Origin of the sequence: Caballeronia sp. INDeC2, assembly GCF_023631325.1 — a bacterium.
Taxonomy (GTDB): domain Bacteria; phylum Pseudomonadota; class Gammaproteobacteria; order Burkholderiales; family Burkholderiaceae; genus Caballeronia.
Genome location: NZ_JALQDG010000050.1, coordinates 1 through 13989, shown reverse-complemented (window position 1 = coordinate 13989; position 13989 = coordinate 1). Strand labels below are relative to the sequence as shown.

The window sequence follows — 13989 nt, the reverse complement described above, 5'->3', positions numbered from 1 at the left end:
TTCGCGTCTCCTGCGAAAGCGGTTCCAAGGTTCAGGATACCGGCGTGAACTTCAATTGATTGATGGGGGTGACTTTGTCAGTGCGCGAGAGTCCATAGGGCGTGTTCGGCCCGAGCCATTTGTTGAAGATGGCATTCATCTCGCCGCTTTGCTCCAGCGTATTGAGTGCCTTGTTCACCGCCGCGAGCATAGTCGGCTCATCCTGACGCAGACCTACCGCAATTGGCTCAATCAGCATCGGTTCCGATGCGATCGCCACGGCTCCGTCCGAGCCTTCGACTTGCTTCGCGATTTTGATCGCCGTCATCTGGTTCGTCACGAAGCCCTTCACCTTGCCCTGTTGCAGCGCAAGGAACGCCGAGCTGGTGTCATGGAAGGTCACCGCCTGGCCGCCCTTGATCGAGAGCGGAATCGACTGCGCCGACGTCGAGCCATCGGCCGCGCTGATCTTGAGGCCCGCGAAGTCAGTGAGCTTCTTGCTCGCATCCTCCTTCTTCACCACCAGCACTTCCTTGGTCGAGTAGTACGCATCGCTGAACGCGACCTGCGTCGCGCGCGTCTTGGTATAAGCGAGGTTCGCCACCACGATATCGACGCGCCCGAGCTTTAGTTGCGGGATGCGCGCTTCGACCGCGAGCGGCTGAAGGTTGACCTTGACGCCAAGTTGCTTCGCGATCGCCGTGCAAAGATCGACGTCCATCCCTTCGAGTTGTCGCGTGTTCGGATTCGGATACGAAAACGGCTCTACGTTCGAATAGACGCCGCAACTCAGCGATCCGTGGCTTTTCACGTCCGCAAGCTGATCCGCATGAGCGGGAACAATGGAAAAGGCGATGCCCGCGAGCGCCATGATTCCTCTAAAAACCGACTTGAACTGCATCGTAGTACTCCTCACCTTGAGAAATTGATATTGCAATGAAGACAAGCAGGCTTTTGCATCCGTTAACGTTTGACGCAAACTTCAATGCGCGCGCAAATCCGACAGAAAGCGCTTTGCGCGTTCATGCTTCGGATTCGAAAAAAACTCGTCTGGCTTGCCAGTTTCGATGATCTTTCCTGCATCCATGAACCAGACGCGGTCGGCCACTTCGCGCGCGAAGCCCATTTCGTGCGTCACGCACATCATGGTCATGCCGTCCTGAGCGAGGCTCTTCATGACACTTAACACTTCGCCCACCATTTCCGGATCGAGGGCGCTCGTGGGTTCGTCGAAGAGCATGGCAGGCGGATCCATCGCGAGCGCGCGGGCGATCGCCACCCGCTGCTGCTGTCCGCCAGACAACTGCCCCGGAAACGCCTGCGCCTTGTTCGACAAGCCAACGCGCGCCAGTAATTCCGCCGCCTTCTTCTCGGCCAAATTGCGCTTGACGCCCCTCACGCGCATCGGCGACAGGGTGATGTTGTCGAGCACCGACAGATGTGGAAACAGGTTGAACTGCTGAAACACGAAGCCTATGCGACTGCGGTAGGCGTTCAGGTTCATCTTCCGATCGTGGATGTCTTGATTGTCGAAGGAAATTGTGCCGCCATTGATTTCTTCGAGACGGTTGACAGTTCGAATCAGTGTCGACTTGCCTGACCCTGACGGACCGCAGACCACCACGACCTCTCCCTTGTTCACTTCGGCGTTGACATCCACCAGCGCGTGATACTCGCCATACCATTTGTTCACAGCAGAAAACTTGATCATCAGAGTTCCTTTGCGTTAAGCGTCAGACTGTCGGCCTCGCCCGAAGCGGTTTCGACAAGCGGGCCACGACTGCCCTTGCGCGGCTTGTCTGCTCGACCTGCGCGCTTTCTCGTGATGCGCCGCTCCAGATAGTTCGCAAACTGCGTAAGTGCATAGCACAGCGCAAAGTAGCTGAGTGCCGTGATCAGATAGACCGGAAATGGCTTCGTCATCAGGCGATTGTTGATCTGGTCCGCCGCGAACGAGAGCTCCTGCACGTTGATGATGTAGCCGAGCGACGTTTCCTTGATCGTGGAGACGAACTGCGTGACCATGCTTGGCACGACGTTATAGAGGGCCTGCGGGAGGATCACCGAGCGCATCGTCTTCATGTAGCTCATGCCGAGCGCGCGGGACGCTTCGGTTTGTCCTTTGGGCAACGCCTCCATACCGCCGCGAATGATTTCGCCGAGATAGGCCGAGTCGTAGATCACCAGTGCGCACAGCATGGTGACGAAACCCGTGACCGGATAGCCCGTCAGCACCGGCACGAGAAAGTACACCCAGAAAATCACCATAAGCAGCGGTACGCCGCGCACGGTATAGACGAGCGCCGTGGCCGGTGCGCGCAGCGCCTTGAAGTGACTGACGCGCGCGAGCGCAACGAGAATCCCGAGGGGAAAGGCGATCGCCAGGGCGCACAGCGACAGCAGAATGGTGACGACGATGCCGCCGAGCGGCCCATGAGGATACTGACCGATGACGAGCAGAGCCCAGTTGTCGCGCAGGATGTCGAACATGATCATCTGGCTCCCGGAATACGGAAATGCACCGCGAGCCGCGCGCCCGCCATCATGATGGCCAGCGAGAGCGCCAGATACACAACGGTCGCGACTAGATATGTTTCAAACGACAGGAACGTCTCGTTCTCGATCTTTCGCGTCACGTACGTCAACTCCGCCGCGCCGATCGCCATCGCGAGGCTCGTGTTCTTGAAGAGCAGGACCGCATGGTTGACCATCGGAGGAATGGCGTTGCGCAGTGCCTGCGGCAACACCACGTAGCGCATGGCCTTGAAGAAGTTCAGCCCCAACGCGCGCGACGCTTCGAACTGCCCATGCGGAATCGCACGCAGGCCGCTTCGGATGTCCTCGGAAAGATATGCGCCGCAGCACAATCCGATCGCGATGACAGCAAAGATAAACTGGCCGTTGTAGTCGTTCAGAAAGTCCTGCAAGGCGCTTGGCAGAATCGCCGCAATGCCGAAATACCAGAAAAGGATCTGCACCAGCATTGGCACATTTCGGTGATACGCCACATAGGTCGACACGAACGCTGTCGCGACGCGCAGCTGCGTCATGCGGATGATCGTAAGCAGAATCCCCATGAAAAGTGAAAGCAGCCACGCGAGTGCCGTCATGGCGAGCGTGAGTTCGATGCCGTGCAGGAACAGTGCGCCATAGTCGCCCTGCAGCACGGTTGCCAAATCAAAATGAAGTTTCATATCGCACGTCCAGAGTTTGAATCTGCTTGGCGTTTCTATGCTTGCCACGAATTCATACTAGCCCGCTCAAAAATGGCAATGCAGACGCCTTTCTTCTGGTGCGATAAGCTTAGGAAATGAAGCTGCTGAACGTGGCTGACGAAGGGAAGCCTTCCTGGACAGGGCTTTCATGACTGTGTCTCCTGATTCGCCGGGCCTCTTGCGGGCGCCTGTTTATTGCGAAACGAGTTCGGCAAAGGTTTTACTCAACGCTCTGCCGATTAAGGTTAGTGGACTTACGCCGGCGTGCGCAGTTCTCCCAGCACTTCGGGATTGACGGGCGTCGGTGGCTTGCCCGCGTCTGGTCCCACGCCCATTGCCGCGATCAGGTTGTCGACGCAGAGGCGAGCCATCGCCCGGCGCGTCGTAACCGACGCACTACCGATGTGCGGGGTCAGCACGATGTTTTTGCAAGCAAGCAGGTCAGGATGAACGCGCGGCTCGCCCTCGAACACATCAAGGGCCGCTGAGGCGATGCCGCCCTCCTTCAATACGGCGGCAAGCGCCGTATCATCGACCACGCCGCCGCGCGCGATATTGGTGAGCGTCGCGGAGGATTTCATCTGTTTGAGTTCAGCCGCGCCGATCGCATGATGCGAGCTCGCCGAATACGGCACGACCACGACCAGGTGATCGGATTCGCGCATCAGCGCATCTTTGTCGACATAGCGCGCATGACATTGCTCTTCGGTCTCGGGCGCGAGCGGCGTGCGGTTGTGATAGATCACCTTCATGCCGAAGCCGAGCGCGCCGCGCCGTGCGATCGCCTGCCCGATGCGCCCCATGCCGAGAATCCCGAGCGTGGCGCCTTGAATGTCGGCGCCGAGCAGCATGTCGAAACGGCCGGTCGTCACCCATTTGCCTTCACGCACGAACTGCTCCGACTCCGTAATGCGGCGCGCCGCTGCCATCATCAGCGCGAAGCCGAAATCGGCGGTCGTGTCGGTGAGCACGTCGGGCGTGTTTGTCAACAGCACGCCGCGCTGCGTGCAGGCGGCCACGTCGACGTTGTTGTAACCCACTCCGATATTGCACACCGCCTTGAGTTGAGGGCACGCGTCGAGCAGACGCGCGTCGATGCGATCGCTCCCCGCCGTCAGGGCGGCCTGCTTGCCTTGCAGACGCTCGATCAGTTCGTCCTGCGTCCAAAGCGTATCGGATGGATTGTCGACGACTTCGAAATGCGCGCGCAGGCGCTCGATGATGTCGGGAAAGGATGCGCGTGTAACCAGCACCGATGCACGCATGAAAAAATCTCCAAGATCTTTGAATCGAGTGAGTCAATGAACAATAAGCAACGAGCGACGTACGCGAACGCTCAGCGCGCCTCGGGCTCACGTTTGATCGTCGTGAGACCGCCAGGCACTTGCAGCGTCGGCAGGATTTCCATGTTGCTGATGTTCACGGCGAGCGGCGCGGCGATCGCGAAGGCGATCGCATCAGCGATATCGGACGGCAGCGGCAATTCGAATCCATCGATGAACTCCTTGCGCGCAGCCTCGATGTTGCCGCTGACATGACCGAAGATGTCAGTAGCTACGCGCCCCGGACAAATCTCCGTTACACGGACGCGCTTGCCCGTCGCATCGACGCGCAGTTGACGCGAGAGCGCGTGAATGCCCGCCTTGGTCGCAGAATAGATAGAGTTGCCGCCGAAGTTGTAGATCGCCGCGATGGAGCTGATATTGACGATATGCCCGCGATCGCGCGCGACCATGCCGGGCATCGTGAGACGCACCAGATGCAGCACCGCCTGAAGGTTCACTTCGATTTGAAGATCGACGTCGCTCTCCGTAGCGCTGAGGATCGAGCCCTTAGTGGAGACGCCTGCGTTGTTCACAAGAATGTCAAACTCCACCTCGCTGGTGAGCTTCGTCACCGCGTCGAGATCGCAAACGTCGATCGCGTGCGGAATGCAGCCGGTTCGCTCGGCCAATTCTTTCAGACGCTCGGCGTTACGCGCGAGCGCATGGACTTCCAGCCCTTCGCGACGGAATCGTTCGACGATCGCCGCACCCATGCCGGTCGAGGCGCCCGTCACGAGAGCGGTCTTGTAATCGGAGAAAGGCATCGAATGCTCCTGTGTGATGTGTGTTTGATGTCGAATCGAATGTACGTGGGCCCGTTCACGGGCGCCAAGACGAAATGTGTTTGCCGAGATAAGCGCGACCTATGGCGCGATGAGCCTGGACAGAGGCACGACGCGCCCGCCCGCCGTTTCGATCGCGCTGCGCACGGTGCGCGCCAGTTCGACTGCCCCTGGCGTGTCGCCGTGCAATAGGATCGATTTCACTGCCATCGTTAGGCGCTTGCCCGAATGCGTCGTGACCGTGCCGTCCTCGAGCAGTTGTTGCACGCGCGCGAGCACAGCCGCGCCGTCCTTGATGACCGCACCTTCCAGCTTGCGTGAAACCAGATTGCCGTTGTCGTCATAGGCGCGGTCCGCGAGAAACGTGTTCGCGACCTGCATGCCCAGCTTGTAGGCCGCACGCTCGATCTGCGTATTCGTCGATACGCTGATGACCACATCGCGATCAAAATCCGCCACTGCACGCACGAGCGGCTCGGCGAGCTCATACGATGCAGCCGCCATGTTGCCGAGCGCACCATGAAAGCTCATATGTGTGAGACGCGCAGCACCCGCCGCCTTGGCGATGCCCGCGAGCGCACCCATCTGGTAGAGCACATATTTGGCGAGTTCGAGCGGATCGGCCTGAATCTGTCTGCGGCCAAATCCGAGCAAGTCGGGAAAGCCGACGTGCGCGCCGACATCGATTCCTTTTTCCAGTGCGAGGCGCACAGTCTTGTCCATGATGACGGGATCGCCCGCGTGATAGCCACAGGCAATATTTGCGGATGAAACGATGTCCATCATCGCTTCGTCCTCACCCATGCGATAAGGGCCGAAGCCTTCGCCGAGATCGGCATTCAGATCGATTTGCACAGCTGACTCCGTTACGTTGATCTCAGGCAAGCGTCGCGAGCGGGCTGCCGAAGCCGACGAGCGCTCCTTCTTCGACGAGCCATCCAACGACGACGCCATCGGCGGGCGCAGCGATGGGCAGGCAGAGCTCGGCCACTTGCAAGATTGCGACGATATCCCCCGCGCGCACGTTCGCGCCGGCTTCGGCAAGCGCTGCCGCCCGGTCGGGATGCGTTCGCAGGAAGCGGCCCGCGTGGCACGCCTTGATTTGCATCGGCTCGGGTTGCTCGAGACTTGGGGCCGACGCATTCACTGCGGGAACACGCGTTGTCGGTCGATCGAGCGTTAGGCGGGCCACGTTGCCCCCTCTCGCGATTTCAATGAAGCCGACGCCTGCCGCTTCGAGCCAACCCGCGATCTGCCTCAGCTCGCCGAGATCCAGTTCGTTTTCTCGTGTCATGTCGGAAGCCTGGGCGCGCTGCGATGAAGACCGATCAAATGACGAAGCTTGTTCAGATACCACTGCAGTTCGTCTTCCGCGTCGAGCGCTTCCTGATAACTCGCCTTCGCAAACCGGATCGTCGAGCCGATGCGTGCCTGCGCGCAACGCCACAAGTCAGCCTCGATCACCGTGCCGATCTTCGGGTAACCACCTGTTGGCTGCGCATCGCGCAGTTGAATGATGGGCTGACCGCTTGGTGGAACCTGGATCACGCCTGGCACGATCCCGTGGGAGCGCATCTCCAGCGGCTGCCGCGACTTGAGCGCCGCGCCCGCGAGCCGAAAACCATAGCGGTCACTCTGAGGCGTGACCTTCCAGCTTTCGCGCCAGAACGCCTGGATGGATGCGTCGTCGTATGCGTCGTATTCCGCGGCCGGGAGCACGCGCACGACAGTCTCGTTCGGACCGGCCGCCGGCGTCGCGTTGCCTTGCAGCAGCGTACGCGCCGGCGCGGTGACGCCAAAGCCCACATAATCGGCCTGCGTCGCGGCGGGAGCCGATTGCGCCGCACGCAGCACGTCGCCCCTTTGCAGCGCCCGCCCGTTGTGTCCGCCGAACTCGCCGCGCAATTGCGTGCTGCGCGATCCCAGCACTACTGGCACGTCCACGCCGCCTTCGAGCAGCAGATAGCAACGCGCGCCTGCCGTCGGCACGCCGAGCGCGAGCACGTCGCCTTCCCGCGCCTGAAGCGTCCACCACGGCAGCACGGGACGATCGTTGAGACGCGCCGCGCAATCGGCCCCGGTCAGCGCGAACGCGACGTCGGCGGTGAAGCGCACGCGGAACGGAAACAGTGGAATCTCGATGCCGGCTGCGTTATCGTCGTTGCCGAGCAAAAGGTTGCCCACCGCAAGCGCGATGCGATCCATTGCACCGGACGTGCCGACGCCATAGCGCAGATAGCCTTGGCGCCCTTCGTCCTGCACGGTCGCGAGCGCGGCATTGGAAAGCACTTCGATCATCGGATGATCCTCTCGGCACGGAAACGAATCTTGTCGCCCGGCGCGAACAACGCCGGCTCATCGAGTGTCGGGTCGAAGAACGATATCGACGTATGGCCGATCGTGTTCCATCCGCTCGGACCCGCAGACGCTGACACGCCCGTCTGCACCCCGCCGATCGACACGGCACCGCCCGGCAATCCGAGCACCGGCACCTTGCGGCGCGGCGTGGCGATGCGCGGGTCCATGCCGCCGAGATAGCAGTAACCGGGATGACTGCCGAGCGCATAGACCGTATAGAGGGGCGCGGTATGCAACTCGACGATGTCATCGACTGACAGGCCCGTGTGCGCGATCACGTCCGCCATGTGGGGACCATGCTCACCTCCATATTCGACCTTGAGCTCGACAATCTTTCCTTCGAGCTGAAGCTCCTCGCCTTCGGCCCAGGCGTCTAGCACAGCCGAGGTCAGCGCGTCGATGTTGCGCGGGGGCTTGTCGAAGGTGAGCATGAGGTTTGATACGCCCGGCACGGATTCGCGCACGGATGGCCATCTCGCCACCCTGCGGCTCAGTGCCCAGATGCGCCGCTGGGTCGGGAGGTCCAGTTCGCCGGGCGCCTCGAATAACAGGCCGGTCGTGCCGAGCAGGCTGACGCGCGGCGACGGCTGCGCTGATGTCATGAGTTCCTCGTTTCTTTCATCGGCGAGAAGCGTGCGTTCGATGCGCGCGGTCATGCCGTTCTCCCTGCCGCGAGCCACCGCTCGAGATGATGAATGTCTACGCCGCCCGCACAAAATCCGTCGTCGCCGAGAATGGCGCGATGCAGTTCGACGTTGGTTTTGATGCCTTCGACGCGCATCTCCGCCAGCGCCACGCGCATGCGGCCAAGCGCTTCGGCACGGCTCGCGCCATGCGTGATGATCTTCCCGATAAGCGAGTCGTAGTACGGGGGCACCTGAGCACCCGCACTCAGATGCGAGTCAACACGTACGCCGTTACCACCGGGGAGCTCCCATGTGGACACCCGCCCCGGGCTCGGCAGGAACGTGAACGGATCCTCAGCGTTGATGCGGCATTCGAGCGCGTGTCCCCGCGTAACAATATCCGCCTGCTGCAGGCTAAGGCGCTGTCCCTGCGCGATGCGTAGCTGCTCACGGACGATGTCGATGCCCGATGTCATTTCCGTCACCGGATGTTCGACCTGCAGGCGTGTGTTCATCTCGATGAAGTAGAACTGTCCATTCTCGAAAAGGAATTCGAAGGTGCCCGCGCCGCGGTAGCGGATCTGCTGGCACGCCTGTACGCAACGCTCACCCACCTGCCGGATGAGCTCGGGATCGATGCCTGGCGCGGGCGCCTCCTCCAGCAGCTTTTGATGACGGCGTTGCAGCGAGCAGTCGCGCGAGCCGAGCCAGAGCGCGTTGCCGTGGGTATCGCACAACACCTGAATCTCCACGTGGCGCGGGTGCCCGAGAAACTTTTCGATGTAAAGCTCGGGCTTGCCGAAGGCGCGGCGTGCTTCCTCGCGCGTCACGTTCACCGCGTCGAGCAGCTCATTCGCAGACTTCACCACGCGCATGCCGCGTCCACCGCCGCCGCCGGCCGCCTTGACGATCACGGGATAGCCGATGTCCTCTCCGATTTTCAGGATGCTGGCGGCGTCATCGGGCAGACCGCTATCCGGGCCGGGCACGCACGGCACGCCCGCCGCGCGCATCGCGCGCTTGGCCGCGACCTTGTCGCCCATGATGCGGATCGATTCGGGCTCCGGACCGATGAAACTCATGCCCGCAGCTTCGACCTGCTCCGCGAAATCCGCGTTTTCTGACAGGAAGCCATAACCCGGATGCACCGCCTGCGCGCCGCTCACGTGCGCCGCGAGCAGGATGGCCGAACGGTTCAGATAGCTTAGTCCGGGCGCGGCCGGCCCGATGCACAAGGCTTCGTCGGCGAGGCGCACATGGCGCGCGTCGGCGTCGGCTTCGGAATGAATCGCGACCGTCTTCAGGCCGAGCTCTCGGCATGCGCGCTGTATGCGCAACGCGATCTCGCCGCGATTGGCGATCAGGACTTTTTCAAACATGGCAGTTCCCGGCTCCGGTCTCATAGCGCGATCCGAAATAGCGGCTGTCCGGACTGCACTTCGTCGCCCGCTTGCACGAGCACTTCGAGCAGCGTGCCGGCGCAATCGGACTCGATGGAGTTGAACATCTTCATCGCCTCGATTGTGCACAGTGCCTGGCCTTCGGCGATGGTGTCGCCCACTTGCACGAACGCAGGCTCGGCGGGCGCGGGCGTCAGATGCACAACACCGAACATCGGTGCATGTACGGTGTGAGCTTGCAATTGTCCTTGCTGTGGCGCCTGCTCGGGTTGTTTCGCTGGTGCTCCCTCGATGCGCATGGGTCCAGCTGTTTCGTCCGCCGTCTCCGGCGCGCTTGTTCTCGCGCCTGGCGTCTTCACCAGCCTGACGCGGTCATCTCCTTCGACCAGTTCAATTTCGGCAAGCGGCGACTGCGCAAGCAGGTCGATCAACGCCTTTATTCGCTGCAAATCCATGTCGAGTCCGTGGCGCAGTTATCCAGACGGCACGCCGTGCAGGCCGTGCCGCAGTCGCCGCCGCGTCATCGAACGGGGCGGCGATCCGCAATGGACTCAATGTATCTGGCAAGAAAATTTAACGCCAAGATGGTTTGGCTTTGCCGTGATAAGGCGCGCTTATGTCTCCGTCGAAACCGTCGGCATGGCCTCGAGCGTATTGGCGGCGAGCTCGAGAAGAATGTCCTTGACCGCGTTGGCCGGCTCGGAAAGGGGCAGATGGTCGGAGAGGCAAAGCGACAGCGGAATCTTAATCACCGGCGACACGATGCGGCATTGCACGCTCTCGCCCGACCCCGCCCCCGCCACCACTCGAGCCGTCGAAGCCGGCAGAATGGTCGCGCCCAGACCCGCGTTGACGGCCGCAGCGAGCGTCGTTGCCGATTCGATTTCGGCGACGACCTTGGGGATCATCTGCACGCGGGCAAAGCCCTCATCAACGTATTTCCTCAGATAGTTGTAAGGTCGCGGTAACAACAAAGGTACATCGGCTAGCTCCGAAACGGCGATCTGCCCAGGCGCGATACCCATGTTCGCGGGCGCAACGAGGAACATCTCCTCGTTCATGAGCAGCTGAAACGTCAGACCGTGCACGGGCTTGTCGCCATAGAGCACGGCCATGTCCATGCGGCCGTTCATGATCAGTTCGCTCAATGTCGTGCCGAAATTTTCATTGATGTACAGCACGATCTCCGGATGCCGCGAACGCACCGCCCGCAAGAGCGGCAACGAAAGCGCGGATGCGCCCGTGCCCGGCGCGAGGCCGACCGAGACATGCCCCGAAAGGGTTTGCCCCGCACTCTTGACGTCGGCCTGCGCCTGCTCGAATTGTCGCAGGATCAGTTGAGCATGACGATAGAGCGTGGAGCCGGCCTCAGTCGGTGTGACACCCCGCTTCGTGCGCACGAGCAATTGTTGACCGAACTCCTCCTCGAGGGTGATGAGTTGCTGGCTGAGCGCCGGCTGGGCGATATGCAGCACTTCCGAAGCCTGTGTCAGGCTGCCGATGTCCACTGCTTTCACGAAGTATTTGAGTCGTCGCAGGTTCACGATGGCCGCCTTCGAGTCGATGGGTCATGAAATCATAGAAGAAGCGCGCGCACCCGCACAGTACTCAAAAATACCGATGCCTTCTCGGCCATTGGCTGGCGCTGTCATAAGCGGACGCTATTACACCAGCGTAAAGATGTCTTGGCGCGAATAATTTCAGGCGCTTACCTTTAGGCCTCGACAAAGAGGTCCAGAGGAGCCGATCGTGAGCACGTCCCGAATTGCCAGCCGCATCCAGCGTATCAAGCCATCGCCGAGCAGCGCCGCGGCCGACCGCGCGGCGGCGTTGCGCCGCGAAGGAAAGAAGATCGTCAATCTCGTGGTCGGCGAACCGGACTTCGATACGCCGGAGCATATCCGGAGGGCCGCATTCGAGGCCATGGAACGTGGCGAAACGCGATATACCGCTACAGCAGGCACGCCCGCATTGCGCACGGCGATCGCAGAGAAGCTTTCGCGCGAAAACGGCCTGAACTTCGATCCCGCGCAGATCATCGTGACCTGCGGCGCGAAGCACGCGATCTTCAACGCGCTGGCCGTCACCGTCGATAGCGGTGATGAAGTGTTGATTCCAGCGCCCTATTGGGTGTCCTATCCCGACATGGCGCTCGCCTGCGACGGCACGCCGGTGATCCTCCCGTGCTCAGAAGAACAAGATTTCAAGCTCACCGCGCAGACGCTCGCTGCGCACATCACGCCCAAGTCGCGCTGGCTGATGCTCAATTCGCCGACCAATCCGACGGGCGCGACCTATTCGCCCGACGAACTGCGCGCCCTGGCTGACGTGCTCGTCGAGCATCCGCGCATCCTCATCCTGACCGACGACATCTACGAACACATCCGCTATGACGAGCGGAACGTGCGGCACCTGCTGAACGTGGAACCCACCCTGCAATCGCGCGTGGTCGTCGTAAACGGCGTGTCGAAGACGTACGCGATGACGGGATGGCGCATCGGTTATGCAGCAGGACCCGCCGACATCATCGCCGCGATGGATACGCTGCAGTCGCAGTCCACCAGCAACGCGAGCTCCATCGGCCAGGCTGCCGCGCTGGCGGCGCTCACCGGCGATCAATCGTTCGTCAGCGAATGCGTGCAGGTCTACGAGCAGCGACGCAATCGCGCGGTCGAGCTACTCAACCAGATTCCCGGCTTGAGCTGCAAGGCGCCGGGCGGTGCGTTCTATCTCTTTGTCAACTGCGCCGGATTGATCGGACGTAAAACACCCACGGGAAGAACGCTCGAAAGCGATTCGGACGTTGTGCTGTATTTCCTCGAAACCGCGGGTGTCGCGCTCATTGCCGGATCGGCCTACGGTACGCCAAACTATTTCCGCGCGTCGATCGCAACGAGCATCGAAGTCATCGAAGAAGGCTGCGACAAGCTGCGACGCGCGGTCAGCGAACTGAGTTAAGCAGTCCACCCGCGACAACGAGCAGGCGAGCGTGCCGTCAGAGAGCGCCGCCAGCCGTGAGGCGTCGCGCTTCAAACTTACATAATCCGTCACGACAAAGGGAATAAGATGAAGAAGTCTTGCTTAGTCATCCTCATGGCTGCATGCGGAATTGGTTCGGCTCAAGCGCAATCATCGGTCACGCTGTACGGCATTATCGATGAAGCCATTCGCTTCGATACGCACGCGAACCGAAACGGCGATCATTTGTTCACGATGGGCAGCGGCGGCGAACTCTCGGGCAGCCGTTGGGGATTGCAAGGCACGGAAGACCTGGGTGGCGGATACAAGGCGATCTTTCAACTCGAAGCGGGGTTCACCCCGAATACAGGCGTCTCGCAACAGTCGACGCCGAACGGCACGGCGCGATTGTTCGGCCGCACGGCGATGGTCGGGCTGGTGTCTCCTTTTGGCACCGTCACGATGGGCAGGCAGTACACGCTCGTGCACGAGATGGGCTATACGCACGACATCTATGCCTTCTCCAACTACACCGGCACCACCGGCTTTCAAGGCGCGGGCCTGACAGGCGGCGGCCGGCTCGACAATACCGTTCGCTATACGTCGCCTGTCCTGTATGGATTCACGCTGCGCGGCGCGTACACCTTCGGTCAGGTCGCGGGCAATGTGCATCAGAATTCGTCACCCGCCGTGAGCCTCACGTACGAACAAGGCTCGCTGAGCGTGGGCGCTGCCTATCAGATCATCAACAACATCGGCGGTCTCACACCCGCGAACACGGCCTACGGTAGCACGTACTTTGGCATCACGATTCCGGACAGCGCGCAGAAGGTCTTCACCGTCGGCGCAACGTACGTGATTGGCAACGCAAAGCTCTACGGCTCGTATATCTACAGCCACGTCTATCCCGCTGACTATCGAAACGACTCGTTCTCTGCCGCGGTGGCCTATTACATCAGGCCTGACATCGTGCTCGACCTGCCAGTTTATGTTGATTTCGTGCATCACAGCAGCCAGAGCGGCACGCGCATAACAGGTGGCCCGACGATTGACTACCTCTTCAGCAAGCGCACCGATGTCTATGTAGGCGTCGACTACAACCATCTGACGGGCGCGTGGACGACGCTGGCGGGCCTGCCGAATTCGAACCAGCCGTTCTTCGGCAGCAACTCGGTTTTCGAAGCCACGATCGGCCTGCGTCACCGGTTCTAATCCTCGCAGTGCCACGACATCATAAAGTCAGGAGGAGATTGGATGATAATCGGCGTCCCTGCTGAAACGCGGGCGAACGAGGCGCGCGTCGCCGCCACGCCCGAGACGGTCAAGAAGCTCGTCACGCAAGGACA

The 13989-nt window shown here is 61.1% G+C and carries 15 protein-coding genes; 2 read left to right on the top strand and 13 right to left on the bottom strand.

The genetic code is table 11. The features are described from left to right. Positions 1-31: 31 nt before the first annotated feature. The 13 genes from NCS28_RS32235 to nac all read right to left on the bottom strand — a co-directional run bounded on the left by NCS28_RS32235 (position 32) and on the right by nac (position 11229). A complete protein-coding gene (locus NCS28_RS32235) occupies positions 32-880 on the bottom strand; it encodes a transporter substrate-binding domain-containing protein (RefSeq protein WP_250517834.1) in 849 nt (282 codons plus the stop codon). Between the two features lie 81 nt (positions 881-961). Beyond that, positions 962-1690 (bottom strand): amino acid ABC transporter ATP-binding protein, encoded by a 729-nt coding sequence (locus NCS28_RS32230; protein WP_250517833.1) that lies wholly within the window; start codon positions 1688-1690, stop codon positions 962-964. Next, positions 1690-2469: an amino acid ABC transporter permease gene (locus NCS28_RS32225; protein ID WP_250517832.1), complete on the bottom strand. Its 780-nt coding sequence runs from the start codon at positions 2467-2469 to the stop codon at positions 1690-1692. The genes NCS28_RS32230 and NCS28_RS32225 overlap by 1 nt, the downstream gene beginning before the upstream one ends. A gap of 2 nt (positions 2470-2471) precedes the next feature. Then, positions 2472-3173: an amino acid ABC transporter permease gene (locus tag NCS28_RS32220; protein ID WP_250517831.1), complete on the bottom strand. Its 702-nt coding sequence runs from the start codon at positions 3171-3173 to the stop codon at positions 2472-2474. Between the two features lie 275 nt (positions 3174-3448). Beyond that, complete coding sequence (locus tag NCS28_RS32215; protein ID WP_250517830.1) at positions 3449-4459, bottom strand: 2-hydroxyacid dehydrogenase; 1011 nt, start codon at positions 4457-4459, stop codon at positions 3449-3451. Positions 4460-4530: 71 nt separating this feature from the next. Next, positions 4531-5283 (bottom strand): SDR family oxidoreductase, encoded by a 753-nt coding sequence (locus NCS28_RS32210; RefSeq protein ID WP_250517829.1) that lies wholly within the window; start codon positions 5281-5283, stop codon positions 4531-4533. 99 nt (positions 5284-5382) lie between these two features. Continuing rightward, complete coding sequence (locus NCS28_RS32205) at positions 5383-6156, bottom strand: LamB/YcsF family protein (protein ID WP_250517828.1); 774 nt, start codon at positions 6154-6156, stop codon at positions 5383-5385. Positions 6157-6178: 22 nt separating this feature from the next. Then, on the bottom strand, positions 6179-6595 hold the full coding sequence (locus tag NCS28_RS32200; RefSeq protein WP_250517827.1) for a biotin/lipoyl-containing protein: 417 nt from the start codon (positions 6593-6595) through the stop codon (positions 6179-6181). Then, positions 6592-7599: a 5-oxoprolinase subunit C family protein gene (locus NCS28_RS32195; RefSeq protein ID WP_250517826.1), complete on the bottom strand. Its 1008-nt coding sequence runs from the start codon at positions 7597-7599 to the stop codon at positions 6592-6594. Before NCS28_RS32195 ends, NCS28_RS32200 begins: the two co-directional genes overlap by 4 nt. Continuing rightward, on the bottom strand, positions 7596-8261 hold the full coding sequence (pxpB, locus tag NCS28_RS32190) for a 5-oxoprolinase subunit PxpB (protein WP_250517847.1): 666 nt from the start codon (positions 8259-8261) through the stop codon (positions 7596-7598). The genes NCS28_RS32195 and pxpB overlap by 4 nt, the downstream gene beginning before the upstream one ends. A gap of 50 nt (positions 8262-8311) precedes the next feature. Continuing rightward, positions 8312-9664 (bottom strand): acetyl-CoA carboxylase biotin carboxylase subunit, encoded by a 1353-nt coding sequence (accC, locus tag NCS28_RS32185; RefSeq protein ID WP_250517825.1) that lies wholly within the window; start codon positions 9662-9664, stop codon positions 8312-8314. Between the two features lie 20 nt (positions 9665-9684). After that, positions 9685-10140 (bottom strand): acetyl-CoA carboxylase biotin carboxyl carrier protein, encoded by a 456-nt coding sequence (locus NCS28_RS32180; protein ID WP_250517824.1) that lies wholly within the window; start codon positions 10138-10140, stop codon positions 9685-9687. A gap of 159 nt (positions 10141-10299) precedes the next feature. Further along, positions 10300-11229: a nitrogen assimilation transcriptional regulator NAC gene (nac, locus tag NCS28_RS32175; RefSeq protein ID WP_250517823.1), complete on the bottom strand. Its 930-nt coding sequence runs from the start codon at positions 11227-11229 to the stop codon at positions 10300-10302. A 205-nt stretch (positions 11230-11434) separates the two neighbouring features. On the opposite strand from nac, the gene NCS28_RS32170 reads away from it, so the two are divergent. Together NCS28_RS32170 and NCS28_RS32165 are read left to right on the top strand one after the other, a co-directional pair. Further along, positions 11435-12643: an aspartate transaminase gene (locus NCS28_RS32170; protein ID WP_250517822.1), complete on the top strand. Its 1209-nt coding sequence runs from the start codon at positions 11435-11437 to the stop codon at positions 12641-12643. A gap of 108 nt (positions 12644-12751) precedes the next feature. Further along, positions 12752-13855, top strand: a complete 1104-nt coding sequence (locus NCS28_RS32165) for a porin (RefSeq protein WP_250517821.1) — start codon at positions 12752-12754, stop codon at positions 13853-13855. The last annotated feature ends 134 nt before the right edge of the window (positions 13856-13989 follow it).